General features: G+C 67.1%; 24 protein-coding genes. 14 read left to right on the forward strand and 10 right to left on the reverse strand.

Features of this window, described 5'->3' with window-relative positions; all coding sequences use genetic code 11:
* Positions 1–57: 57 nt before the first annotated feature.
* Both IBX18_RS11810 and IBX18_RS11815 read left to right on the forward strand, forming a co-directional pair.
* Positions 58–639: a TetR/AcrR family transcriptional regulator gene (locus IBX18_RS11810; RefSeq protein ID WP_194833800.1), complete on the forward strand. Its 582-nt coding sequence runs from the start codon at positions 58–60 to the stop codon at positions 637–639.
* A complete protein-coding gene (locus IBX18_RS11815) occupies positions 636–1,073 on the forward strand; it encodes an NUDIX domain-containing protein (RefSeq protein WP_194833801.1) in 438 nt (145 codons plus the stop codon). Before IBX18_RS11810 ends, IBX18_RS11815 begins: the two co-directional genes overlap by 4 nt.
* Here the strand turns inward: IBX18_RS11815 and IBX18_RS11820 are convergent.
* Complete coding sequence (locus tag IBX18_RS11820) at positions 1,046–1,657, reverse strand: TetR/AcrR family transcriptional regulator (protein ID WP_194833802.1); 612 nt, start codon at positions 1,655–1,657, stop codon at positions 1,046–1,048. The two genes, IBX18_RS11815 and IBX18_RS11820, sit on opposite strands and share 28 nt — an antisense overlap.
* A gap of 62 nt (positions 1,658–1,719) precedes the next feature.
* On the opposite strand from IBX18_RS11820, the gene zapE reads away from it, so the two are divergent.
* The 6 genes from zapE (at position 1,720) to IBX18_RS11850 (ending at position 7,315) form a co-directional block, all read left to right on the forward strand.
* Entirely contained in the window at positions 1,720–2,745 is a 1,026-nt protein-coding gene (zapE, locus tag IBX18_RS11825) for a cell division protein ZapE (protein WP_194833803.1), read from the forward strand.
* Positions 2,746–2,924: 179 nt separating this feature from the next.
* Positions 2,925–3,842, forward strand: coding sequence for a DUF4129 domain-containing protein (locus IBX18_RS11830; RefSeq protein ID WP_306796236.1), 918 nt, complete (start codon positions 2,925–2,927; stop codon positions 3,840–3,842).
* Positions 3,839–4,336, forward strand: coding sequence for a hypothetical protein (locus tag IBX18_RS11835; protein WP_135234528.1), 498 nt, complete (start codon positions 3,839–3,841; stop codon positions 4,334–4,336). The genes IBX18_RS11830 and IBX18_RS11835 overlap by 4 nt, the downstream gene beginning before the upstream one ends.
* A 29-nt stretch (positions 4,337–4,365) precedes the next feature.
* Positions 4,366–5,328, forward strand: coding sequence for a MoxR family ATPase (locus IBX18_RS11840; RefSeq protein ID WP_194833805.1), 963 nt, complete (start codon positions 4,366–4,368; stop codon positions 5,326–5,328).
* Positions 5,329–5,555: 227 nt separating this feature from the next.
* Positions 5,556–6,830, forward strand: coding sequence for a DUF58 domain-containing protein (locus IBX18_RS11845; protein WP_194833806.1), 1,275 nt, complete (start codon positions 5,556–5,558; stop codon positions 6,828–6,830).
* A complete protein-coding gene (locus tag IBX18_RS11850) occupies positions 6,827–7,315 on the forward strand; it encodes a hypothetical protein (RefSeq protein ID WP_194833807.1) in 489 nt (162 codons plus the stop codon). Before IBX18_RS11845 ends, IBX18_RS11850 begins: the two co-directional genes overlap by 4 nt.
* Positions 7,316–7,345: 30 nt before the next feature.
* Here IBX18_RS11850 and IBX18_RS11855 read toward each other — a convergent pair whose 3' ends face one another.
* Both IBX18_RS11855 and kstD read right to left on the reverse strand, forming a co-directional pair.
* Positions 7,346–8,212, reverse strand: a complete 867-nt coding sequence (locus tag IBX18_RS11855) for a MaoC family dehydratase (RefSeq protein WP_194833808.1) — start codon at positions 8,210–8,212, stop codon at positions 7,346–7,348.
* Positions 8,212–9,918: a 3-oxosteroid 1-dehydrogenase gene (gene kstD / locus IBX18_RS11860; RefSeq protein WP_194833809.1), complete on the reverse strand. Its 1,707-nt coding sequence runs from the start codon at positions 9,916–9,918 to the stop codon at positions 8,212–8,214. The genes IBX18_RS11855 and kstD overlap by 1 nt, the downstream gene beginning before the upstream one ends.
* 113 nt (positions 9,919–10,031) lie before the next feature.
* Here kstD and IBX18_RS11865 point away from each other — a divergent pair, with 113 nt between their 5' ends.
* The 4 genes from IBX18_RS11865 to dmpG are packed head-to-tail and all read left to right on the forward strand — an operon-like array spanning position 10,032 to position 14,434.
* Positions 10,032–11,675: an FAD-binding protein gene (locus IBX18_RS11865; protein ID WP_228540876.1), complete on the forward strand. Its 1,644-nt coding sequence runs from the start codon at positions 10,032–10,034 to the stop codon at positions 11,673–11,675.
* Position 11,676: 1 nt separating this feature from the next.
* The gene (locus IBX18_RS11870) at positions 11,677–12,462 is read left to right on the forward strand and encodes a 2-keto-4-pentenoate hydratase (protein ID WP_194833810.1); all 786 of its coding nucleotides are present in this window, start codon (positions 11,677–11,679) and stop codon (positions 12,460–12,462) included.
* Positions 12,463–12,472: 10 nt separating this feature from the next.
* Positions 12,473–13,384 (forward strand): acetaldehyde dehydrogenase (acetylating), encoded by a 912-nt coding sequence (locus IBX18_RS11875; protein ID WP_194833811.1) that lies wholly within the window; start codon positions 12,473–12,475, stop codon positions 13,382–13,384.
* A 12-nt stretch (positions 13,385–13,396) separates the two neighbouring features.
* A complete protein-coding gene (dmpG, locus tag IBX18_RS11880; protein WP_194833812.1) occupies positions 13,397–14,434 on the forward strand; it encodes a 4-hydroxy-2-oxovalerate aldolase in 1,038 nt (345 codons plus the stop codon).
* Positions 14,435–14,476: 42 nt separating this feature from the next.
* On the opposite strand, the gene IBX18_RS11885 is transcribed toward dmpG, so the two are convergent.
* From IBX18_RS11885 to hsaA, 7 genes are all read right to left on the reverse strand, one after another.
* A complete protein-coding gene (locus IBX18_RS11885) occupies positions 14,477–15,805 on the reverse strand; it encodes an NAD(P)/FAD-dependent oxidoreductase (RefSeq protein ID WP_306796237.1) in 1,329 nt (442 codons plus the stop codon).
* A gap of 137 nt (positions 15,806–15,942) precedes the next feature.
* On the reverse strand, positions 15,943–16,350 hold the full coding sequence (locus IBX18_RS11890) for a type II toxin-antitoxin system VapC family toxin (protein WP_194833813.1): 408 nt from the start codon (positions 16,348–16,350) through the stop codon (positions 15,943–15,945).
* On the reverse strand, positions 16,347–16,622 hold the full coding sequence (locus IBX18_RS11895) for a type II toxin-antitoxin system Phd/YefM family antitoxin (protein WP_194833814.1): 276 nt from the start codon (positions 16,620–16,622) through the stop codon (positions 16,347–16,349). Before IBX18_RS11895 ends, IBX18_RS11890 begins: the two co-directional genes overlap by 4 nt.
* A gap of 32 nt (positions 16,623–16,654) precedes the next feature.
* Entirely contained in the window at positions 16,655–17,221 is a 567-nt protein-coding gene (gene hsaB / locus IBX18_RS11900) for a 3-hydroxy-9,10-secoandrosta-1,3,5(10)-triene-9,17-dione monooxygenase reductase subunit (protein WP_147141170.1), read from the reverse strand.
* Between the two features lie 62 nt (positions 17,222–17,283).
* Positions 17,284–18,189 carry an iron-dependent extradiol dioxygenase HsaC gene (gene hsaC, locus IBX18_RS11905; RefSeq protein WP_194833815.1) on the reverse strand — a complete coding sequence of 302 codons (906 nt, stop codon included), beginning with the start codon at positions 18,187–18,189 and terminating at the stop codon, positions 17,284–17,286.
* The gene (gene hsaD / locus IBX18_RS11910) at positions 18,189–19,067 is read right to left on the reverse strand and encodes a 4,5:9,10-diseco-3-hydroxy-5,9,17-trioxoandrosta-1(10),2-diene-4-oate hydrolase (protein ID WP_194833816.1); all 879 of its coding nucleotides are present in this window, start codon (positions 19,065–19,067) and stop codon (positions 18,189–18,191) included. The genes hsaC and hsaD overlap by 1 nt, the downstream gene beginning before the upstream one ends.
* Positions 19,068–19,155: 88 nt before the next feature.
* Entirely contained in the window at positions 19,156–20,319 is a 1,164-nt protein-coding gene (gene hsaA, locus IBX18_RS11915; RefSeq protein ID WP_373889182.1) for a 3-hydroxy-9,10-secoandrosta-1,3,5(10)-triene-9,17-dione monooxygenase oxygenase subunit, read from the reverse strand.
* Positions 20,320–20,517: 198 nt separating this feature from the next.
* Here hsaA and IBX18_RS11920 point away from each other — a divergent pair, with 198 nt between their 5' ends.
* Positions 20,518–21,732 carry a Rieske 2Fe-2S domain-containing protein gene (locus IBX18_RS11920; RefSeq protein WP_194833818.1) on the forward strand — a complete coding sequence of 405 codons (1,215 nt, stop codon included), beginning with the start codon at positions 20,518–20,520 and terminating at the stop codon, positions 21,730–21,732.
* Positions 21,732–22,061 (forward strand): hypothetical protein, encoded by a 330-nt coding sequence (locus IBX18_RS11925; protein ID WP_147141181.1) that lies wholly within the window; start codon positions 21,732–21,734, stop codon positions 22,059–22,061. The genes IBX18_RS11920 and IBX18_RS11925 overlap by 1 nt, the downstream gene beginning before the upstream one ends.
* Positions 22,062–22,072 lie beyond the last annotated feature (11 nt).

Here is a 22,072-nt window from a genome sequence, read left to right on the forward strand (position 1 = left end):
GTCGATTATTATTCCTGACTGAAATTTCAGTCAGGATTCCACGGTACCATTGACCGCATGTCTCGTCGTGATTCGATCCTGGAGTCGGCCGCCCGCGTGGTCGCGCAGCGCGGTGTCCGTGGTCTGCGGGTGGAGGAACTGGCCGAGGCGGCCGGCGTGTCCACCTCGCTGATCTACTACCACTTCAAGGACCGTGCGGGCCTGCTCGAGCAGACGCTGGATTTCATCAGCACCCGGGCCGAGCGCTACACCGAAACCGAGATCGACCCCGCCGTCGACCCGGTCGCCCATCTCGAGCAACTGCTGCTGCTCGAACTCCAGGACACCCCGCTGGTCATCGAGAACAGCATCGCGTGGGGCGAATTCTGCGCGTCCGCGATCTTCCAGCCGGAGCTGCGCGAGCAACTCCGCGAGGCCACTGTCCGCTGGACCGACTATCTGGGTTGGCTCATCCGCAGTGCCCAGGAGCAGGGCACCGTGGCCGCCGATATCGCGCCCGCCGACGCCGCCGAACGCCTCACCGCCCTGATCGAAGGCGTGAGTATGCGCTGGCTCAGCGGCACCCTCGAACTGGCGCGTGCCCGCGAACTGGTCAGCGGCGCAGTCGCTCTCGAACTCGGCGCGGGAGCAACCGCATGACCACGCGGCACCTGGTCGATGTGCACATCCTGCTCATCCGCGACGGCCGACTGCTGCTCAGCAAACGCCGCAGCGACGACGAATTCGACGGCCGCTGGCACCTGCCCGCAGGCAAACTGGAGGCGGGCGAATCCGCCACCGCCGCCGCGACCCGCGAGGCGAACGAAGAAACCGGGGTACACATCGACCCCGCCGACCTTCACCACATCCACACCGCCCACGTAGTCGGCTCCGGCCGCGACCCCCGCCTCGGTCTCTTCTTCGAAACCCACCACTGGACCGGCACCCCCACCAACCGCGAACCCGACCAATCCCACGAACTCCGCTGGTTCCCCCTGGACGCCCTCCCCGACAACATCATCCCCTACTCCGCCGCAGGCATCCGAGCCCACTTCACCGGCACCCCCTACAGCGAACGCGGCTGGCCTGCCTGAAGACTTACGCCGCGGAAGAAGATTCCCAGCAGGGTAGCGAGTTGGCGGACGCTCTCCGGGCTGCCCGGGGCGAGATCGGCCCGGCTGCCCGCGAATCGGTCGAAGACCGCGCCCTCGATGAGGGCGACGAAGTCGGCGGCTGTGGCCGAGGGGTCGGCGCAGTCCATGGCGTGGAACAAGTCTCGGGCGCGCTCGGTGGAGAACAGGCTGTGGGCCAGGCGCGCGTGCAGGTCGGCGTCCGACAGCAATTCGAGGATCAGGGTGTGCCGGGCGATCAGGTGACTACGGCGTTCGCTGAGTAGGCGATCCAGCCAGCTGGCGATTCCGCGCGCGGTGGCATCGGGATCCACGGGTCCGGTCAGGTCGAGTTGGGCGGCGATGAAGTCCGCGCGAGAGCGGGCCGTGATCCGTTCCACGATGGCCTCGATCAGAGCGCGTTTCGTACGGAAGTAGTACGAGGACGAACCTGCGGGCAGGCCCAGCCCGGCATCGATGCCGCGGTGCGTCAGTGCCCGAATGCCCTGGGTGGCAATCAGTTCGATGGCGGCATCGACGATGAGTGCGCGCCGGTCGGTTGTGGACATGCTCACCTTTCCTGGCTCGGCCTGACCTTGTCCTCTACAAATGTAGAGGACAAGGAGGTCTCATGGAAAGCGACGCGGCATCGAAGATCGTCCTGGACGCGGAGCAGGTGCGGGCGATGAGGCGGCTGGGGGAGTTGGTGAATCGGCGGGGGCGGCCGGTCAAAGGGGGCCGGGGGGTTTATTTGTGGGGGCGGCCGGGGCGGGGGAAGACGATGGTGATGGATCGGTTCTTCGCCAGGGTGGGGTCGGATCGTAAGCGGCGCTTTCACTTTCATCAGTTCTTTGTCCGGTTGCACGCAGCCGCGCATGCGACCGGTTCGATCGATGCGGCTGTCGCGGCGTTGCTCGGTGATGCTCGGCTGGTCTGCTTCGACGAATTCCATGTGCACGACATCGGCGATGCGATGCTGATCGCGCGAATGCTCGACGCATTGTTCGCGCGCCGGGTGACGCTGGTGGTGACGTCGAATTACCCACCCGAGCAGCTACTGCCGAATCCGCTGTTTCACGATAGGTTCCTGCCGACGATCGCCCGCATCACCGCCAACCTCGAGGTCGTCTCGGTGGATGGTCCGGTGGACTATCGCACTCGGGCAGACCGAACAATCACCCGCAGTACGGGTTTCGTCGCGGGTGCATACCGAATTGTTTCCGCAGACTTGCCGCACGACACCCCACCGCTCCCGGTCGAACATCCGAACGGCGAAAAATTGACTGCCGACTCGGTATCGGTGCAAATCGGCACCCGTCGGCTGTTCGCCTTATCCGCCGACGACACCACACTCACCATCGAATTCGCCGCACTCTGCGGCACATCCACCGCTGCCGCCGACTATGTCGAACTGTCCCAACGCTTCCGGCGCTGGATCATCTGCGACGTCCCGCCGTTACACGACGTGCCACCGGACTGGGCGATGCGTTTCGTCAACGTGGTCGATGTGCTCTACGACGCCGATCGCGAACTCATCGTGCACGCCCGGGTCCCCTTGGCGGACTTGGTCGCCGGCGTCTGCGGCGTCCCCGATATCGCGCGACTCGCCAGCCGTCTTTGTGAACTATCCCAATTGGTACCGTCCCGCATCGGATAGTTGTGCAACAAGTCGGCGACCTGCACCGAAGTGGCACCGCACGCTGTTAAAGAGGATGTATTCCGAAGTATTCGATTCCCTCCCGAGCGGACCATCCGGCATGTAACTATGTGGCTGTTTTGTGCAGTACTCAGATGTGGTGGTAATCAGTGGCTGGGGCGCGAGCGCCGATATTACGCGTGATCGTGCTGATCACGCTGCTCGCCGCTGCCGCGATCGCGTTGCGCGGATACCTGCCCGGCGTGACCGAATCCCGTGGGGACAGCCGCTCGGCGCCGTCGGCGCTGTCGGTGGCGCTGATGCCGGTGCTGCTCATGGTGTCCATGGTCATCCTGATCGCGGGCGTGATCGCCAGCCAGCACCGCCTCCCGCTGGCCATGCCCGAACCCGACCGCGACACCGACCGCCAGCAGTGGCGCCTCGGCCGCGTCGGCCTGCTGGTGCTGGCCGGACTGGCGGTGCTCGCCCTGGTGCTGGCGGCCGCCTCGGCGGTGTTCTTCGTCGGCGTCGGACGTGAAAGCGCGCCCCCGCCACCGGCATCCGCGCCGGCCACCGGCCAGCCGGTCGACGACTTCAGCACCGCGACGCCGGACCCCGGCGCCACCCCCGCCGAATTGACCGGCACCGCCTTACTGCTGACCGCCATCGCCGCGCTCGCGCTGATCGCGGTGGCCATCGCCGGCCTCGTCGTGGTCGCGGTGGCCGCCCGCCGCAAGCCCGCACCGGCACCGGCACCGCTGGTCCCGGTCCCGCCGACCGCGGTGGACTCACTCGCCAGGGCGGCCGAAATGGGTTTGGCAGCAATGAATGTGCCCGGCCAGGACCCGCGCACCGCGATCATCGCCTGCTACGTCGCGATGGAACGCGGGCTCGCCTTCGATCGCGCTGCCGCACCGCTGATTTCGGACACCCCGATGGAGGTGCTCGCGCGTGCCTTCGAACGCGGCGCGCTGCACGACGCGTCCGCCAGGGAGCTGGTCGCGCTGTTCGAGGAGGCCAGGTTCAGCCCGCACGCGATGCTCGCGTGGCAGCGCATGCGGGCCGAGCAGCTGCTGCGGATCGTCCTGGCGGACCTGCAGGGAGAGGCGGCGGCTTGAACCGAACGGCCATTGTCCTCGGCGCCGCGACCGTCGTCGCGCTGATCGAGCTCGTCACCCTCGACCGGGCGCGAGGGGTGCTGTTGCTCGTCGCGGCGGTCCCGGTGGCGGTGGCTCTGGCCTGGCTGGTGTGGTCGCTGCGCGACCGCGCCGAGCCGAGGGCCTACCAGGATATCGACGAGATCGAGAACGGCCCCGCCGAGATGCTGCGCCGCTGGCACGCCAGGGCGCAGATGCTCGCCGACCGTGCCGAGGGCACCCGCGCCGACTGGGACCGGCACCTGCGCCCCTTGCTGGCCAAGGAGTTCGAGCTGTCCAGCGGGCAGCGGGTCGCGAAGAACCGCAAGGCGACCGAGGCCGCCGGTATTCATCTGTTCGGGCCGGAACTGTGGCGCTGGGTGGACCCGGCCAACTCGGCATTGCGTGATCAGACCACTAGGGCACCGGGACGGGCGGCGCTGGACGAGATCCTGAGCCGCCTGCAGAGAATGTGAAATGGGTTGAGGCAAGTGCGGGTACACACATGACGATGCCGATGGATGTCACCGTCCAGCGCAGCGACGCCGTGCTCAGGGAGCTATCCCGGGTGATCGTCGGCAAGCAGGAAGAAATGCGATTGATCATGATCGCGGTGCTGGCCGGCGGGCACGTCCTCATCGAGGACCTGCCCGGCCTGGGCAAGACGTTGATCGCCAGATCGTTCGCCGCGGCGCTCGGCCTGCAGTTCACCCGCGTGCAGTTCACGCCGGACCTGCTACCCGCCGATCTACTCGGGTCCACCATCTACGACATGTCCTCGGGCCGCTTCACTTTCCGGCGCGGTCCGGTCTTCACCAATGTGCTGCTCGCGGACGAGATCAACCGGACCCCGCCGAAAACCCAGGCCGCGCTGCTGGAGTCGATGGCCGAGGGGCAGGTCAGCATCGACGGCGAAACCTTCCAGCTGCCACAGCCTTTCATCGTGCTCGCGACCGACAACCCGATCGAGTACGAGGGCACCTACCCCCTGCCGGAGGCACAGCTGGACCGGTTCGCGATCCAGCTCAGGCTCGGCTACCTGTCCGAGCACGACGAGAAGCAGATGATCCGGCGCAGGCTGGAGCGCGGTTCGACCACGCCGCAGGTCAACCAGGTGGTGGACGCGAACGGGCTGTTGGAGATGCGCCAATCGGTCGAGTACGTCACGGTGCATCCGGATGTCGTGAGCTATGTGGTCGCGCTCGCCACGGCCACCCGGGCGCACCCGCAGGTGGAGGTCGGCGCGAGTCCGCGCGCGGAGCTGGACCTGGTGCAGATGTCGCGGGCCAGGGCGCTGCTGCTCGGGCGCGACTATGTGATTCCGGAAGATGTGAAGGCCCTGGCGATTCCGGCCATGGCGCACCGGATCACGCTGCGCCCGGAGATGTGGGTACGCCGGATCCGCGGTGAGGACGTGATCACCGAACTGCTGCGCCGCCTGCCCGTGCCGCGCGCCACCGTGACATGAGCGAACGCAGTGAGCGAATCGTGTGCCAGTGCGCCTCGCGCATGATGGAGCCGAGCGTCAGCGAGGTGGAGTCATGAGCGAACGCAGTGAGCGAATCGTGTGCCAGTGCGCCTCGCGCATGATGGAGCCGAGCGTCAGCGAGGTGGAGTCATGAGCGAACGCAACGAGCGAATCGTTTGCCGGCGTGCCATGTCCATGACGGAGCCGAGCGCCGGCGAGGCGAAGCCATGAAACACCGCGACGCGAGCACCGCTGTCGAGGCCGAATTGCGTTGGCGCCCTGCCCCGTTGGTCTTCATGCTGGCGATCTGCGCCGCGGCGGCGCTGGTGGTCGCGGTGGTGCTGGGGCGGTGGCAGCTGGTGGTCTTCGCCGCACCGCTGCTCGGCGTGCTGGCGACCGCGCGGTGGCAGCAGTCCGCGACCAAGATCCAGGTCGACGGCGGCGGCACGCTGCGGTGTTTCGAGTCCGAAGAGGTGGTGCTGACCGTCGCCGCCTTCGTCGAGCAGGGGCACGCGCTACTGCGGTTGCAGCCGGAAGTGGTTGCGGCACTGGGCATCGAGATCGAGGAGTCCAATGATTCCGGCAGCGCGCCCGCCGGTCTGCGGCTGGCCTTGTCGGCGGATCGGTGGGGTCGTTATCCGGTGTCGGTGCGGGTTTCCGCGCTCAGCCCGGCAGGGCTCGCCGTAGCCACCGCGGTGCTGCCCGCCGGGCAACTGTTCGTCTACCCGATCACCGATCCGCAGCGAATGCGGCTGCCGCGTACCGAGCTACCTGAACGGCTGGGTACCCACCTGACCCGCAGGCACGGTCCTGGCGTCGAGTACGCCGACATCCGCGCCTATGCCCCGGGCGATCAGCTGCGCATCGTGAACTGGCCGGTGAGTGCGCGTCGCGGCAGGCTCTACGTCACCGAGCGGTTGACCAACCGTTCCGCGGATGTCGTTGTGCTGGTGGATACCTCGCAGCAGGCGCCGGGCCCCGCCACCGATTCCCTGGAACTTTCGGTGCGCGGCGCGGCGCAGGTGGTGCAGTCCACTCTGCAAGCCGGCGACCGCACCGCCGTCGTCTGCCTCGGCAGGCAGCCGCGCTGGCTGCGCCCGGATATCGGCCGTCGCCAGTTCTATCGGATCGTCGACACGGTGCTCGACGTCGGCGACGAGTACATCCCGACCACCGGCACCCTGGCGCCGCACTCGGCGGTGCCGCTCGGCGCCATCGTGGTCGCCTTCTCCACGCTGCTGGACACCCAGTTCGCGCTCGCGTTGATCGATCTGCGCAAGCGCGGGCACGTCGTGGTGGTGGTGGATGTCCTGCGCGGCACGCCGTTCCGCGACGATCTCGATCCGACGCTGGCCAAGATGTGGCAGCTCGAGCGCGCCTCCATGTATCGCGACATGGGCACCGTCGGCGTCGACATCGTGGCCTGGCCCGCGGAGACCCGGCTCGACCAGATCATGCGCGTGCTGCCCGAACACCGCCGCACCGTCCGGGTGCGCCGATGACCCGATTCCTGGCCGTCCTCTCGGGCGTACTCCTGGTCACCTCGGTCGCGCTGCTGGAACCGTGGGCCGCCGTCCCCGCGCTGGTCCTGGTCGCCCTCGGCTGGTGGTTCCGACCGTTCGCGGTGCTCGCCGTGCTGCTGGCCATCGGCGTGCTGGCCGTCGCGAATCCCGGCGTACTCGCCGCCGCGGCAATGGGTTTGGTTGCCACCACTTACCTGCTGAACGCCGCCACCGTCACCGCACCGCACGGCGTCGTACCCACCACCGTCCCCTCGGTGGCGGGTGCGGTCGGCTTCGCCGCCGTGGCCGTCGGGGCCGCGCTGCTCCCGCTGCGCCTGGCCTGGGCGCCGCTCGCCGCCCCGATCCTGGTGCTGGTGTTGTACGCGTTGATAGTCCAGGGTGCCGCCGTCCGTCGGGGCCGCACCGTATCTCGCCCGTCGGGCGTCACCGAAACGCAGCCGAACACCCCCGGATCTGCCGCGTAGCGCACTCGCCTGCGGCAGATCGAAGGACTGTCAGGCGGCGCTGAACCGTAAGGTGACGTCGCCGAGCACCGGCGCATCCTCGCGTTCGACCACCGTTGCGGCAATGGTCAATTCGTCGTCCTGCTGCCAGATCCGGGTCCGGATCGTCTCGCCCGGGTAGAGCACACCGGCGAAGCGGGCCCGGAAACCGGTGACCCGGCTCGCATCCGAGCCGAGCACCGCGTCGGTGACCGTCTTGCACACGATGCCGTAGGTGCAGAGCCCATGCAGGATCGGCGCGGGAAACCCGGCGGCGCGGGCGAATTCGGGATCCGAGTGCAGCGGATTGCGGTCGCCGCACATGCGGTAGAGCAGCGCCTGCTGCGGCAGGGTCGGCGTGGTCACGTCGAAATCCGGTGCCCGATCCGGCAGTTCGGTCTTGGTGCTGGGTCCGCGTTCGCCGCCGAAGCCGCCCTCGCCGCGGGCGAAGATCGAGGACCGCGCGGTCCACAGCGGTGCGCCGTCGGAACCGGTGACGGTCTGCTCCTGGACCACCACCGCCGCGGAACCCTTGTCCCACAGCTCGGTGATCCGGCCGGTGCTCGTGGCCTTACCCGAGGCGGGAATCGGGCGGTGCAGCTCGACCTCCTGATGTCCGTGCACCACCTTGGCCAGGTCGATGTCGATGCCGGGGAAGCTGACTCGCGGCGGCTCGGTCTCGTGCAGGGTCGGCGCCACGGTCGCGAACGTCGGCAGCACCTGGGGCGTGCGGTCGTCGAGGTACCGCAGCTCGGCGGGCTCGGTCCAGCGGGTGCCCGCACCGAGTCCCAGCTGGTACAGCTGCACGTCGGACGGTGTCCAGGAGAACTCGCGGCTCGGAAGTTCGGCCCCGAGTGCGATTTTCGGATCGATCGGCATCAGGACTCCTTGTCCGGCAGCGGGCGGGTGGGCTGCGCGGCCTTCTTCTCGACGATATCGAGCACGGCCAGGTATCCGAAGGTGAGCGCGGGTCCGATGGTGGCGCCGGGACCCGCGTAGGTGTGGCCCATCACCGGGGTCGAGCAGTTGCCCGAGGCATACAGGCCCTCGATCGGGCTGCCGTCCTCGCGCAGCACCCGGCCCGCCGTGTCGGCGACCAGACCGCCCTTGGTGCCGAGATCGCCGGGCACGATCTTCGCGGCATAGAACGGACCTTGCACCAGCGCGGCCAAGCACGGGTTCGGCTTCACCGTCGGATCGCCGTAGTACCGGTCGTAATGGCTGTCGCCGCGACCGAAGTCCGCGTCCTTGCCGGTCTCGGCGAAGGTGTTGAACCTGGCGACGGTGGCGGCGAGGTCGGCCGCCGGAACACCGATCTTGTCGGCCAGCTCGTCGAGGGTGTCGGTCTGCACGATGTTGTCGTTCTCCAGCCAGCGCTTGGGAAAGCGCTGGCCCGGCTGCAATCCGGCGAAGATGTAGCGGTTGCGGTAGCGCTGGTCGAAGACCAGCCAGGCCGGAATGTTGGCACCCGGGCCCTCGCCCTGGCCGTATTCGCCGCCGTACATGGTGTGCACGGCCTCGACGTAGGGTGCGGACTCGTTGCCGAAGCGCTTGCCCTCGGCATTGATCATGATGGTGCCCGGCAGATTGCGCTCGGCCAGCGCGAACCACGGCCGCCCGCCCTTGAACATCGTCGGACCCCACCAGGCGTCCTCCATGAAGCCGACATCGCCGCCCGCCGCCATGCCCGCCAAGATGCCGTCGCCGGTATTGGCGGCCGCGCCGGTGGTCCACTCGGTGGTGATGGGCTGGCGCTGGTACTTGGTGCGCAGCTCGGCGTTGTGCTCGAAACCGCCGCTGCCGAGCACCACGCCGTAGCGCGCGGTGAAGGTGACCTGCTCGCCCTCGTGCTCCGCCTCGACCCCGGTGACCACGCCGTTCTGCACTACCAGCCCGGTCAGCGGAGTGTTCAGCAGCACCGGCACATTCGCGTCGAGCAGCCCCTTGCGCATCGCGGCGATGATCGCTTGGCCCATGCCGAGGATGTGCTTGCCGGTGGCCTTGGCCCAGTAGGTACGCGCACCGACCCGCAGCGCGCGCATGATGCCCTTCGGGTGCCTGCGGATCAGGTTGAGCCGGACGAAATCGGCCTGCATGACCACCACGTTCAGCGGCGCCTTGGCATACGGTGGCTCCAGGTTGGCCAGCTCCGCGCCGAGCACCTTGGCGTTGAACGGGGTGGGCTCGCAGGACCGGCCCTCGCCGAGACCGCCGGGGGCCTCGGGGTAGTAGTCGGAGTAGCCCGGCACCCACTTCATCTTCAGCGGGGTGTGGTCGAGCACGAAGTCGAAGGCTTCCGCACCCCGGTCGATGTAGGTATCGATCCGGTCCTTGGGCACCACGTCGCCGATGATGCTGTGCAGGTAGGTGCGCGCTGCCTCGCGGTCGTCCGGTCGGCCGGAGGCGCGCAGCGCCTTGTTGCCGGGGATCCAGACACCGCCGCCGGAGCGGGCGGTGGACCCGCCGTAGTGCGCGGCCTTCTCGATGAGCACCACGCTGAGCCCGTGCTGGGCGGCGGTGAGGGCGGCGGTCATGCCCGCAGCGCCGCTGCCGACCACCACCACATCGTATTCCCGATCAATCATGTAGAACACGTTATAGAATGATGCGGCCATTGGTCTATGTTGTGTGGCAGAAGACTTACTCGGCTTCTCATCTACCGAGAAACTCGTTTCAGTTTCAGACCGGAGTGAACTACATGGGGTTCGATTGGGACCTGGTTGCCGACGTGGTCGTTGTCGGTTTCGGCGCGGCCGGTGCCGCTGCCGCGCTGGAAGCGGCGGCCGACGGCGCGCAGGTGCTCGCGTTGGAGCGGTTCGCCGGTGGCGGGGCGTCGGCGCTGTCCGGCGGCATCATCTACGCCGGCGGCGGGACGTCGGTGCAGCAGGAGGCCGGCGTCGCGGATACGCCCGAGGCGATGCTCGCGTATCTCGGGCGCGAGGTCGGCGACGCGGTGTCGCCCGCGACGCTGCGCCGCTTCGTGGACGGCAGCCCGGCGATGATCGAGTGGCTGAAGGGCCATGGCGTTCCGTTCGAGGCGTCGCTGTGCCCGTACAAGACCTCGTACCCGAACGACAGCTATTACCTGTACTACTCGGGCAGCGAGATCTCCGGTGCGTTCCGGGATATCCCGGCGGCGCAGCGTGGGCATCGGGTCAAGGGCAAGGGTACCTCCGGCAAGCAGCTGACGGGGCCGCTCACAGCCGCCGCTTCCAGGCTCGGCGTCCGAGTCGAAACGCTCACGCAGGCAACCGAACTCATCACCGATGAGGTGGGCACCGTGATCGGTGTCGAGTGTCGGACGCTGCGTGACGCACCGGGCCGGGTCCGTGATCGGTACACCCGCTTGGCCAAGGTCGCCGCCAAGCCCGGCATCTATTATCCGCCGCTGCGCGCCGCGCTGGAGAAGCGCCTCGTCCGGCTGGATCGTCAGTACGGCAAGACTATTCGCGTACTCGCCCGTCGTGGCGTGGTGCTCAGTGCCGGTGGCTTCATCGCCAACCGCGCGATGCTGCGCGAATACGCGCCGGACTATCGCGGCGGCCTCGCGCTCGGCACCACCGGTGACGACGGCAGCGGCATCCTGCTCGCGCAGCGGGCCGGTGCGGCCACCGATCGGATGGGCAATGTCTCCGCGTGGCGGTTCCTGTTGCCGCCCAGCGTATTTACCGGCGCAGTGCTGGTCGACGCGGCTGGCCGCCGCGTCATCGACGAGACCAGGTACGGCGCGGCCGTCGGGCACGCGCTCATCACCGAACACGGCGGCAAGGGCTGGCTGCTCGCCGACGACGATCTCATGCGCACCGCGATCGACCAGATCGGCAAGCAGGGCGCCTGGTTCCAGCGCGGCCAGTTCGAGGCGATGCGGCGCACCGCGATTCGCGGCGCCACCCTCGAAGCCGTCGCGGCGCGGGCCGGCATCGACGTGGCCGGGCTGCGGGCGACGGTGGACGCGCACAACGCCGCGATCGAGCACGGCACGCCGGACCCGGTCGGCAAGCCGGCCGAGTTCACCAGACTGCTGCATACCGGGCCGTTCTGGCTGCTGGATGTCGGCATCAGACCGAGCCTGGCCAACCCGTGCCCGATGCTCACCCTCGGCGGCGTGGTCGTGGACGAGGACACCGGCGCGGTGAAATCGACTGCCGGGACCGACATTCCGGGCCTTTTCGCCGCAGGCAGGACGGCCGTCGGTATCTGCTCGGAGTCCTACGTCAGCGGGCTCTCGCTGTCGGACTGCATCTTCTCCGGCCGCCGGGCCGGTCGGGCCGCGGCCGGCACCGTGCCGGTGCTGTCCGAACAGCTCGGGGCGCTCGATCAAGCAAGAGTGGAAGGAAACTAGCGTGCTGACCGATGCGGTACGAATCGAATTGGCCGACGAGCTCGAGCTCGCCGAACGGGATCGGGTGGCGATCGATCCGCTGGTGGCCCGGTACCCGGACATCGATGTGGTCGATGCCTACGAGATCCAGCTGATCAATATCCGGCGCAGGCTCGACAGCGGCGCCAGGGTGGTCGGGCACAAGGTCGGGCTGTCGTCCAAGGCCATGCAGCAGATGATGGGCGTGGACGAACCCGACTACGGGCATCTGCTCGCGGAAATGGAAGTCTACGAGGACGTTCCGGTCGAGGCGGGCCGCTATCTGTTTCCGCGCGTCGAGGTGGAAGTCGGCTTCGTGCTCGGCGCCGACCTGCCCGGCGCGGACTGCACCGAGGACGACGTGCTCGCCGCGACCGTCGCTTTCGCCCCCGCCATCGAGCTGATCGACTCGCGGATCAAGGACTGGAAGATCGGGCTGACCGACACCATCTCCGACAACGCGTCCTCCGCCGGCTTCGTGCTCGGCCCGGAGCGGGTGGCGCCCAAGGACATCGACATCAAGGCGATCGACGCGGTGCTCACCCGCAATGGTGAGGTGGTGGCCGAGGGGCGCAGCGACGCCGTGCTCGGCGATCCGGTGATCGCGGTGGCCTGGCTGGCCCGCAAGGTCGCGAGTTTCGGCGTGCGATTGAAGGCGGGCGACATCGTGCTGCCCGGCTCGTGCACCCGCGCCATCGACGCCCGTCCGGGCGACGCGTTCCATGCCGAGTTCGCCGGGCTCGGTTCTGTCCGTTTGCAATTCATTTAGGAGGCATGTGGTGTCCGAGAACGGGACCGTCACCGCCGCGATCGTCGGGTCCGGCAATATCAGTACCGATCTGCTCTACAAGCTGCTGCGCTCGGCGAGCATCGAGCCGCGGTGGATGATCGGGATCGACCCCGACAGCGAGGGTTTGAAGCGCGCCCGCGGGCTCGGGCTGGAGACCTCCGCCGAAGGGGTGGACTGGCTGCTGGCCCAATCCGAGCTGCCCGAACTGGTTTTCGAGGCGACCTCGGCGTACGTGCATCGCGCTGCCGCGCCGAAGTATGCCGAAGCGGGGATCCGCGCGGTCGACCTCACGCCCGCCGCCGTCGGCCCCGCCGTGGTGCCGCCGGTCAACCTCGACGCGAATCTCGATGCGCCGAACGTCAACATGATCACCTGCGGTGGGCAGGCCACCATCCCGATCGTCGCGGCGGTATCCCGCGTGGTGCCGGTCGCTTACGCGGAGATCGTCGCGTCGGTGTCCTCGGTCTCGGCCGGCCCCGGGACCCGGGCGAACATCGACGAGTTCACCAAGACCACCAGCCGTGGTGTCGAAACCATCGGTGGTGCGCAGCGCGGCAAGGCGATCATCATCCTGAACCCGGCCGAGCCGCCGATGATCATGCGCGACACCATCTTCTGCGCGATCCCCGAGGATGCGGACACCGCGGCCATCACCGACTCCATCCACCGGATGGTGGCCGACATCCAGCAGTACGTACCCGGCTATCGCCTGCTCAACGACCCGCAGTTCGATCCGCCGTCGGTGATCGCCGGTGGGATGGCGAAGGTTTCGGTGTTCGTCGAGGTCGAAGGGGCGGGTGACTTCCTGCCGCCGTACGCGGGCAACCTCGACATCATGACCGCTGCCGCAACGCAGGTCGGCGAGGTCATCGCCGGGCAAATTGTCTCGGCACGGGTGTAAGGGAGCGAAAACATGGCTTACTCAGCAGAACTCGACATCCGCGTCACCGACACCTCGTTGCGCGACGGATCCCATCACAAGCGCCACCAGTTCACCGCCACCGAGGTCCGCGACATCGTCGCCGCCCTGGACGGCGCGCAGGTGCCGGTCATCGAGGTCACCCACGGTGACGGCCTCGGCGGTTCGTCGTTCAACTACGGCTTCTCCAAAACCCCTGAGCAGGAACTGATCAAGATCGCCGCGGAGACGGCGACCCAGGCCAAGATCGCGGTGCTGATGCTGCCCGGGGTCGGCGTCAAGGAAGACATCAAGATCTCCCAGGACAACGGCGCCTCGATCTGCCGCATCGCCACCCACTGCACCGAGGCCGACGTCTCCATCCAGCACTTCGGCCTGGCCCGCGAGCTCGGGCTGGAAACCGTTGGCTTCCTGATGATGTCGCACTCGCAGCCGCCGGAGGTGCTGGCCAAGCAGGCTCGGATCATGGCGGACGCCGGCTGCCAGTGCGTCTACGTCGTCGACTCGGCCGGTGCACTCGTGCTCGACCAGGTCACCGATCGTGTCGCCGCCCTCGTCGCCGAGCTGGGCAATGATGCGCAGGTCGGGTTCCACGGTCACGAAAACCTGGATCTGGCGGTCGCCAACTCCATCTACGCGATCCGGGCGGGTGCCACTCAAATTGACGGCAGCGCAAGACGGTTCGGTGCGGGCGCGGGCAATACTCCGGTCGAGGCCCTGGTCGGGGTGTGCGACAAGCTCGACATCACGACGGGCATCGACTTCTACGCCATCGCCGATGCCGCCGAAGATGTGGTTCGTCCCGCGATGCCGCAGGAGTGCCTGCTCGACCGGTCTTCGCTGATGATGGGTTATGCCGGGGTCTACTCCAGCTTCCTCAAGCATGCCGAGCGTCAGGCCGAACGGTACGGCGTCTCCGCCGCCGAGATGCTGGTCCGCGCGGGTAAGCGCAAACTGGTCGGCGGGCAGGAAGATCAGCTCATCGACATCGCCCTGGAGTTGCAGCGGGAGCAGGCGGCCGTCTCCGTCTGAGTGGGCTGGGCCGCGAACGTCAGTGCCGTTCGCGGCCCGCTCCTATCGTCGGGTCGGGATCCCTTCGCTGCTGTCGAAGCTCGCCTCCTCGGGACTCACCAGTCCCAGTAGCGAAAGCGGCCGTGGGGTAATCGAATTGGTCAGATAGCCCAGGGTGATCGCCCAGCGGTTGACCGGGCGCGGCACGGCGATGGTGTGGTACGCCCGCGTGACGGCCTTGGCGGGGAAGCCGGACAGGTTGACGCCCAACGGATTCGCCACCGCGAAGTGCGGTCCGAGATCGACTACCAAACCCATGTCGCGGTGCTTGTACGGCGCGGCGCCGCCGATACCGAGACTTGCGGCCACATTCCGGGCCAGCGCCTTACCCTGCCGGGAGGCATGCTGGGCGGTCGGTGGGGTGATCTTGCCGGGTTTGGTGAGGTCTGGCACCGCCGCCGCGTCACCACCGGCGAAGACATCGGGGTGACCGGGCACGGACAGGTTCGCGTCGACCACCAAGCGTCCGCGTTCCATCGGCAAGCCGAGAGATTCCAACATGGGTGCGCCGGTCACACCGGTCACCCAGGCGACCGTGTGGGTCGGCACGACGGTCCCGTCGGTGAGTACCGCCTGCCGTTCCGTCAGTTCCTTCAGCGAGGTCTTCAACCGGATGTCGATGCCCCGTTCGCGAAGCACGCCCAGCACCTTGTCGCTGAGCCGGTCGCCGACCTCCGGCATCACCCGCTCGGCCATGTCGAGCAGGACGAAGCGAACCTCGGCCGGATCGAATCCGCGCCGGGCCGCATAGGCATCGGCCAACGCCCGCAACTGCGCGATCAGCTCGGTACCCGCATAGGAAGCGCCGACGACAACCACGGTCCTGCGCGCCTTGCGCACCTCCGGATCATCCTCGAAGTCGGCCAACTCCAGTTGCCGCAGCAACTGTTCGCGCAGATACAGCGCCTCGGCCACCGTTTTGAGTCCATGCGCATGCTCGGCGACGCCAGGCACATCGAACAGCCGCGTCACCGACCCCGGCGTCAGAACCAGCCGATCCCAAGATAATTCGCGATCGGCCTGATGCTCACTGCTCACCCTGACCGTCTTGTTGTCCAGATCGACGTCCTCGGCCTTACCTATCACCAACCGCACCCGCGGCAGCGCATCGGCCAGCGACACAGCGACGAACCGCGGATCGATCACCCCACCGGCCACATCCGGTAGCAACGGCGTGTACAGCATGTAGTCATTGGGCGTAACCAGCAGGACCTCCACCTCCTGCCCCGCCCGCCCCAACACCTTGCACAACCGCTTGGCACAGGTGAACCCGGCAAACCCACTACCGACAATCACCACCCGCTCCGGCCCAGCCCTCTTGTCCTCAGCCACAGCCACCTCCTACAAATCGCCCCTCCACCGCGATTCCCCCATCCGAAACCGTCATCAGGTCTCGCCCAAGGGGACGGCACAGGGGCTTGCCCGCAGTCGAGCAGTCATGCCTCGCTGCGAATCAGTAGCTGAAAGCGTTAGACAGCGATGATTTCGACCATGCTTTCCAGGCCACGGAAGTCCTCGCTGTTGCGGGTGTAGAGCGCCAGACTCCGCGAAGACGCGACGGCGGCGATGAGCAGATCCATCCGGCGCGGGCGAGGGTCACGCTTCGCGGCGAGGGTGAGTGCGACCAGCGTTCCGTATCGTGTCGCTGCGTCTTCATCGAATGGCAGCGGATCGAACTCCACGATGGCGGCGCCCAACCGCTCCGCCCGTGCCGCGCGGGTGACGGGATCTTTGGCCATCGCGACGCCTTGATGTAGTTCGGCCAACGTGATCGCAGTGATCTCAGGCAGCTTCGGCAGGCAATCCGGATCGAGAGTGTCCAAATCGATGTACGTGCAGGTATCCAGCACGCCCGAAGTCCTGCGATCGTCACTCATGGATGTGTCCCCCACACGTCGTCGTCCCCGATACGGTCTTCGGTCCCGAAGAATTCGTCTGCTTCCTGGCGCATCTGCGCGTAGTCCACCCGAGGCAATCGGCGATGCCGCTCGACGAGCTCCTCGGCGGTCAAACGTCGCCGTCGCTGGACCGGTCGCAGTTCTGCGACTTCGACACCGTTGCGGGTGACCCGAAACGTCTCGCCGGCTTCGACAGCATCCATGACCGCCGCAGAGTTGTTGCGGAATTCCCGCTGCGTGATCACCTTCATGGTGCAAGTGTAGCCACGTGTAGCGCGTTGAGCTACAGCCAGGTGTCGAGGGTGGTGGTGGTGAGGAAGTGGTCGAGGTCGGCGCGCCAGGGGGCGGGGGTGGTTTTGTCGGGTTCTATGGCGGTGTATTGGCCGCGGTAGAAGAGGAGGGGGCGGCCGGTGGTGGTGGATTCGGTGAGGGCTTGGACGCGGCCGATGACTATGTAGTGGTCGCCGCCGTCTACGACGCTGTCCACCGTGCATTCGATGGTGGCGAGGGCATCGTCGAGGACGGGGAGGGTGAGGGGGGAGGTGTGCCAGGGAGCGCCTGCGAATTTGTCGGGTTCGCGGGAACCGAAGCGGGCGCAGAGTTCTCGTTGTTCCTCGGCGAGGACGTTCACGCAGAAGCGGCCGGATTGTTCGATGGCCGCCCACGAGCGCGAGGTCTTGGTGGGGCAGAACAGGATCAGGGGTGGGTCGAGGGAGAGGGCGGCGAAGGACTGGCAGGCGAAACCGACCGGCGCCTCGGCATCATCGAAGGTGGTGATGACGGTGATGCCGGTACAGAACTGGCCGAGCACGTTACGAAAGGCCCGCGCATCGATCTCGGGGTGGGTCATCGCTTCGCTCGCTCCCTGCTCACCCACCCCGCCGGCTTCGCCGTCTGCCGTCCCCGGGGCATTCACTGCTGGCGCTGCCCGACGCTGAAGTCGTGACCCCACAGGCTCACGGCGGTCGACTCGCGGGCAATCCAATCATTGTCGTCGACTTCGAGCCCCTCGCAGCCGAATTCGACATCGAACCCGCCCGGCGTCTTCATGTAGAAGGAGAGCATCTTGTCGTTGACATGCCTGCCGAGCGTCGCCGACATCGGAACCTTCTTGCGCAGTGCGCGATCCAGGCACAGCCCGACATCGTCGGCCGCCTCCACCTCGAGCATCAGATGCACGATGCCGCTCGGGGTCGGCATGGGCAGGAACGCCAGCGAGTGATGCCGCGGGTTGCAGCCGAAGAAGCGCAGCCAGGCGGGTTCACCGTCGGCCGGGCGCCCGACCATCTGCGGCGGCAGCCGCATCGAGTCACGCAGCCGGAAGCCGAGCACGTCGCGGTAGAACTCCAGCGCGGCCTGGTCGTCCTCGGTGCTGAGCACGACGTGGCCGAGCCCCTGCTCCTCGGTGACGAAGCGATGCCCGTACGGGCTCACCACCCGCCGATGTTCCAGTGCCGCACCGTGAAACGCCTCCAGGGTGTTGCCGGAGGGGTCGTCGAAACGGATCAGCTCGTGCACCCGCCGATCGGCCAGTTCCGCGGCGGTGCCCTCCTTGTAGGGCACGCCGGCGGCTTCCAGTCGGCTCCGGATGTCCTGCAGCTCTTGGGCATTGGCGGTCTCCCAGCCCGAGATCTGCAACTGGTCCTTGTCGCCGGGCGAGATCACCAGCCGGGCCGGGAATTCGTCCATCCGCAGATACAGCGCGTCCGGGTTCCCGCCCTTGCCCTCGATCATGCCGAGCACCTTGAGCCCGTACTCGCGCCAGGCGGCCATGTCGGTCGCCTCGACGCGCAGATACGCCAGTGATCGAATCCCCATCACTTCTCCTTGGCGCCGGCAAGGAAATCGCTTGCCAGCCTGTTGAATTCGTGGAACTTCTCCAGCTGTGCCCAGTGCCCGCAGCCACCGAACACATGCAATTGTGCGCGCGGGATCAGCTTGGTCGCCACCAGTGCGCCGTCGAGCGGGTTGACCCGATCTTCCCGCCCCCAGATCAACAGCACCGGCTGACGCAGTTTATAGGCGTCGCGCCAGAGCATGCCTTTCTCGAAATCCGCACTGGCGAAGGACTTCCCCATCGCCCGCGCCGCGGCGAGCGACTCCGGCGTGCTGGCCGCGGCGAACCGCTCATCGATCAGCTCGTCGGTGATCAGCGACTGATCGAAGACCATGATCCGCAGGAACGCCTCCAGGTTTTCCCTGGTCGGCTGGTAGTTGAACTTGCCGAGCAGCTTCACGCCCTCGGTCGGGTCGGGCGCGAACAGGTTGGTGCTCAACCCGCCCGGACCCATCAGCACCAGCTTCCCGGCCCGATCCGGGTAGTCCAGCGCGAACCGCACGGCCGCGCCGCCGCCGAGCGAATTGCCGAGCAGGTGCACCCGCCCGCTGATCTCCAGGTGCTCGAGCAGGTCGTGCAGTGCCGAGGCACTGTGCACGAAGTACTGCGGGTGCTCGGTCGGCTTGTCCGACTGTCCGTAGCCGGGCTGGTCCACGGCGAGCACGTGAAAGTTCTGCGCCAGCACCGGGATATTGCGGCCGAAGTTCGACCAGGAGGACGCGCCGGGCCCGCCGCCGTGCAGCAGCACGATCGTCGGCCCGTTGCCGACCCCTGCCTCGTGGTAGTGCAGCCGCAGATCCGGGCGCACCTGCGCGTAGCGGGAGGTCGATTCGGCGGTGATCTCCACCGTAGAAGTCACAGCTCCACCTCGCTGACGCTCGGCTCCGCCGTGCCTTCCAGGGCGCTGTAGTTTCGGTTCATTCGCTGACGCTCACTCACAGCAGCTCCTACACCATCGCGTCGGTGACGGGCAGCCCGAACTCGTGCTGACCGTACATCTGGTATGCCCGTTCGGGATCGTTCGCCGCGTGCACCCGTCCGGCGTGGGCGTCGCGCCAGAAGCGTTGCAGCGGTGTCCCGTTCGCCAGTGCGGTGGCGCCGGAGCTCTCGAACAGCTTGTCGATGGCGGCGATCGAACGTCCGGTGGCGCGCACCTGATCGCGCCGGGCCCGCACCCGCAGGTCGAACGGGATCTCCTTGCCTGCGGCCAGCAATGCGTATTCCTCGGCGACATTGCCCGACAGCTGACGCCAGCCAGCGTCGATATCGCTGGACGCCTCGGCGATGCGCACCTTGGCGAACGGATCGTCCTTCGCCTTCTCGCCCGCGTAGGCCGCGCGTACCCGCTTGCCCTGATGTTCGACGTGCGCCGCGTACGCGCCGTAGGCCATGCCGACGATGGGTGTCGCGATGGTGGTGGGATGGATTGTGCCCCAGGGCATCTTGTAGACCGGATCGGTGTTCTGCTCGAGCCCGGGTGACTTCTGCTCACTCATCTTGCGGAAGCTCAGGAACCGGTGCGACGGCACGAAAACGTCTTTCACCGCAACGGTATTGGACCCGGTCCCGCGCAGGCCGACGACGTTCCAGACGTCGTCGATGCGGTAGTCGTCGCGCGGAATGAGGAAGCTGCCGAAGTCGACCGGCTTGCCGTCCTTGATCACCGGACCGCCGAGCACCGCCCAGGTGGCGTGGTCGCAACCCGAGGACCAGGCCCAGGATCCGTTGACGAGGTAGCCGCCCTCGACCACCGTGCCCGCGCCCATCGGCGCGTAGGACGAGGAGATCCGCACCTCGGTGTCCTCGCCCCAGACGTCTTCCTGTGCCTGCTGCGCGAACAACGCCAGGTGCCAATTGTGTACGCCGACAATGCCCGCCACCCAGCCGGTGGACCCGCAGGCACTGGCCAGCTTGCGCACGGTGTCGTAGAAAACGACCGGGTCACCCGCGTGGCCGCCCCACTGCTTGGGCTGTAGGAGCCGGAAGAATCCGGTCTCCTGCAGGGCCTTCATGGTTTCGTCGGGGATGCGCCGCAGGTCCTCGGCCTCCTGCGCGCGCTCGCGCAGCATCGGCAACAGCGCGTCGACCCGTTCGGTCACTTCTTGCGTCATCTCGGGACCTGCTCCTGCCTGGTCAATTGGATAACCGGTAGTCATTTGCCTCTGAGACTAGAACAGGTTCCTATTTCTGTCGAGAACGGGTGTCTATCTGTGGCCATAGACGGACATGTGCAGGAAGTGGCGTGAATCGCTGGCGTGGAACGCGACATTTTTGTAACGTGTTCTAGTACAGAAGGAGGAGGATTCGCGATGGCAGTTACCCCACAGGGGAGCGGTGCGAAGGTCCGGGAGCTAGATGTCGGCACCGTACCCACCCGCTATGCGAGGGGATGGCATTGCCTCGGTCTGGCCAAGTCGTTCCGCGACGGCAAGCCGCACGCGGTGAATGTGTTCGGCACCAAACTCGTGATCTGGGCCGATAGCAACGACGAGCTGCGCGTACTCGACGCCTACTGCAGGCACATGGGTGGCGATCTCAGTATGGGTGAGGTCAAGGGTGACGACATCGCCTGCCCGTTCCACGACTGGCGCTGGTCCGGCACGAGCGGTAAATGCACCGCGATTCCCTATGGCCGGCGGGTGCCGCCGCTGGCGCGGACCCGGAAGTGGACCACGCTCGAGCGCAACGGTCAGCTGTTCGTCTGGCACGACGTCGAGGGCAGTCAACCCCCGCCGGAGGTGACCATTCCGCACATCAAGGGGCCTTACACCGACGCGGACGGCAACCCGAGCGAGCAGCTCGACAACGGCTGGACCGACTGGACCTGGAACTCCATGCTGATCGAGGGCGCGAACTGCCGCGAGATCATCGACAACGTGGTCGACATGGCGCACTTCTTCTACATCCACTTCGCCTTCCCGACCTACTTCAAGAACGTCTTCGAGGGGCATATCGCCACTCAGTTCCTGGAGACCAAGGGCAGGCCGGACATCGGGATGGCGTCCAAGTACGGCGGCGACACCACGCTGAGCTCGGAGGCGTCCTACTTCGGGCCGTCCTACATGATCAATCCGCTGGTCAACATCTACAGCGGGTACGAGGTCAAGAGCGTCCTGATCAACTGCCACTACCCGGTGACCCAGGATTCCTTCGTGCTCCAGTGGGGCATCACGCTGGAGAAGCCGCAGGGCGTCGACGGCGAGATGGCGGACAAGCTGGCCGCCAAGATGACCGAGGGCATCAGCGTCGGCTTCCTGCAGGACGTCGAGATCTGGAAGCACAAGTCCAAGGTCGAGAATCCGCTGCTGTGCGAGGAAGACGGCCCGGTCTACCAGCTGCGTCGCTGGTACGACCAGTTCTACGTCGACCTGGCCGACGTCACCGAGAAGATGACCCAGCGCTTCGAGTTCGAGGTGGACACGACCAAGGCGAACGAGGTGTGGGAGGCGGAAGTCGCCGAGAACCTGCGGCGTAAGCGGGAGGCCGACGAGGCCGCCACCGACCAAGCGGAGGCCGGAGTCTGATGGTTACCTGGGCGAAAGCACCCGACTTTGCCGACCAGCCTGCGCGGCAGGCCGAAGTGCGCGCCCAGACCGTGGTCGACAAGGAACGGTATCTGGAGCAGGGCCTGACACCGCTGCGGTGTCAGGCCTGCCAGAGTCAGGTGCTGGTGCGCAAGAGCAGTTCGCACCAGACCTCGGTGCAGTGGACCGAGCCGCCGCAGACGCACTGCCCGGTTTTCGCGGAGCTCAGCAAGAAGGGGCATGGTCCGGGTCGGCCCGACTCGTGCCCTCAGCTGGAGAAGACCATCAAGTGGGCTGTGGACGAGGGTGTCGTCCCAGTTCCCGACTAGTCGCAGATTTC

The organism is Nocardia sp. XZ_19_369 (genome assembly GCF_015355715.1).
GTDB lineage: Bacteria > Actinomycetota > Actinomycetes > Mycobacteriales > Mycobacteriaceae > Nocardia.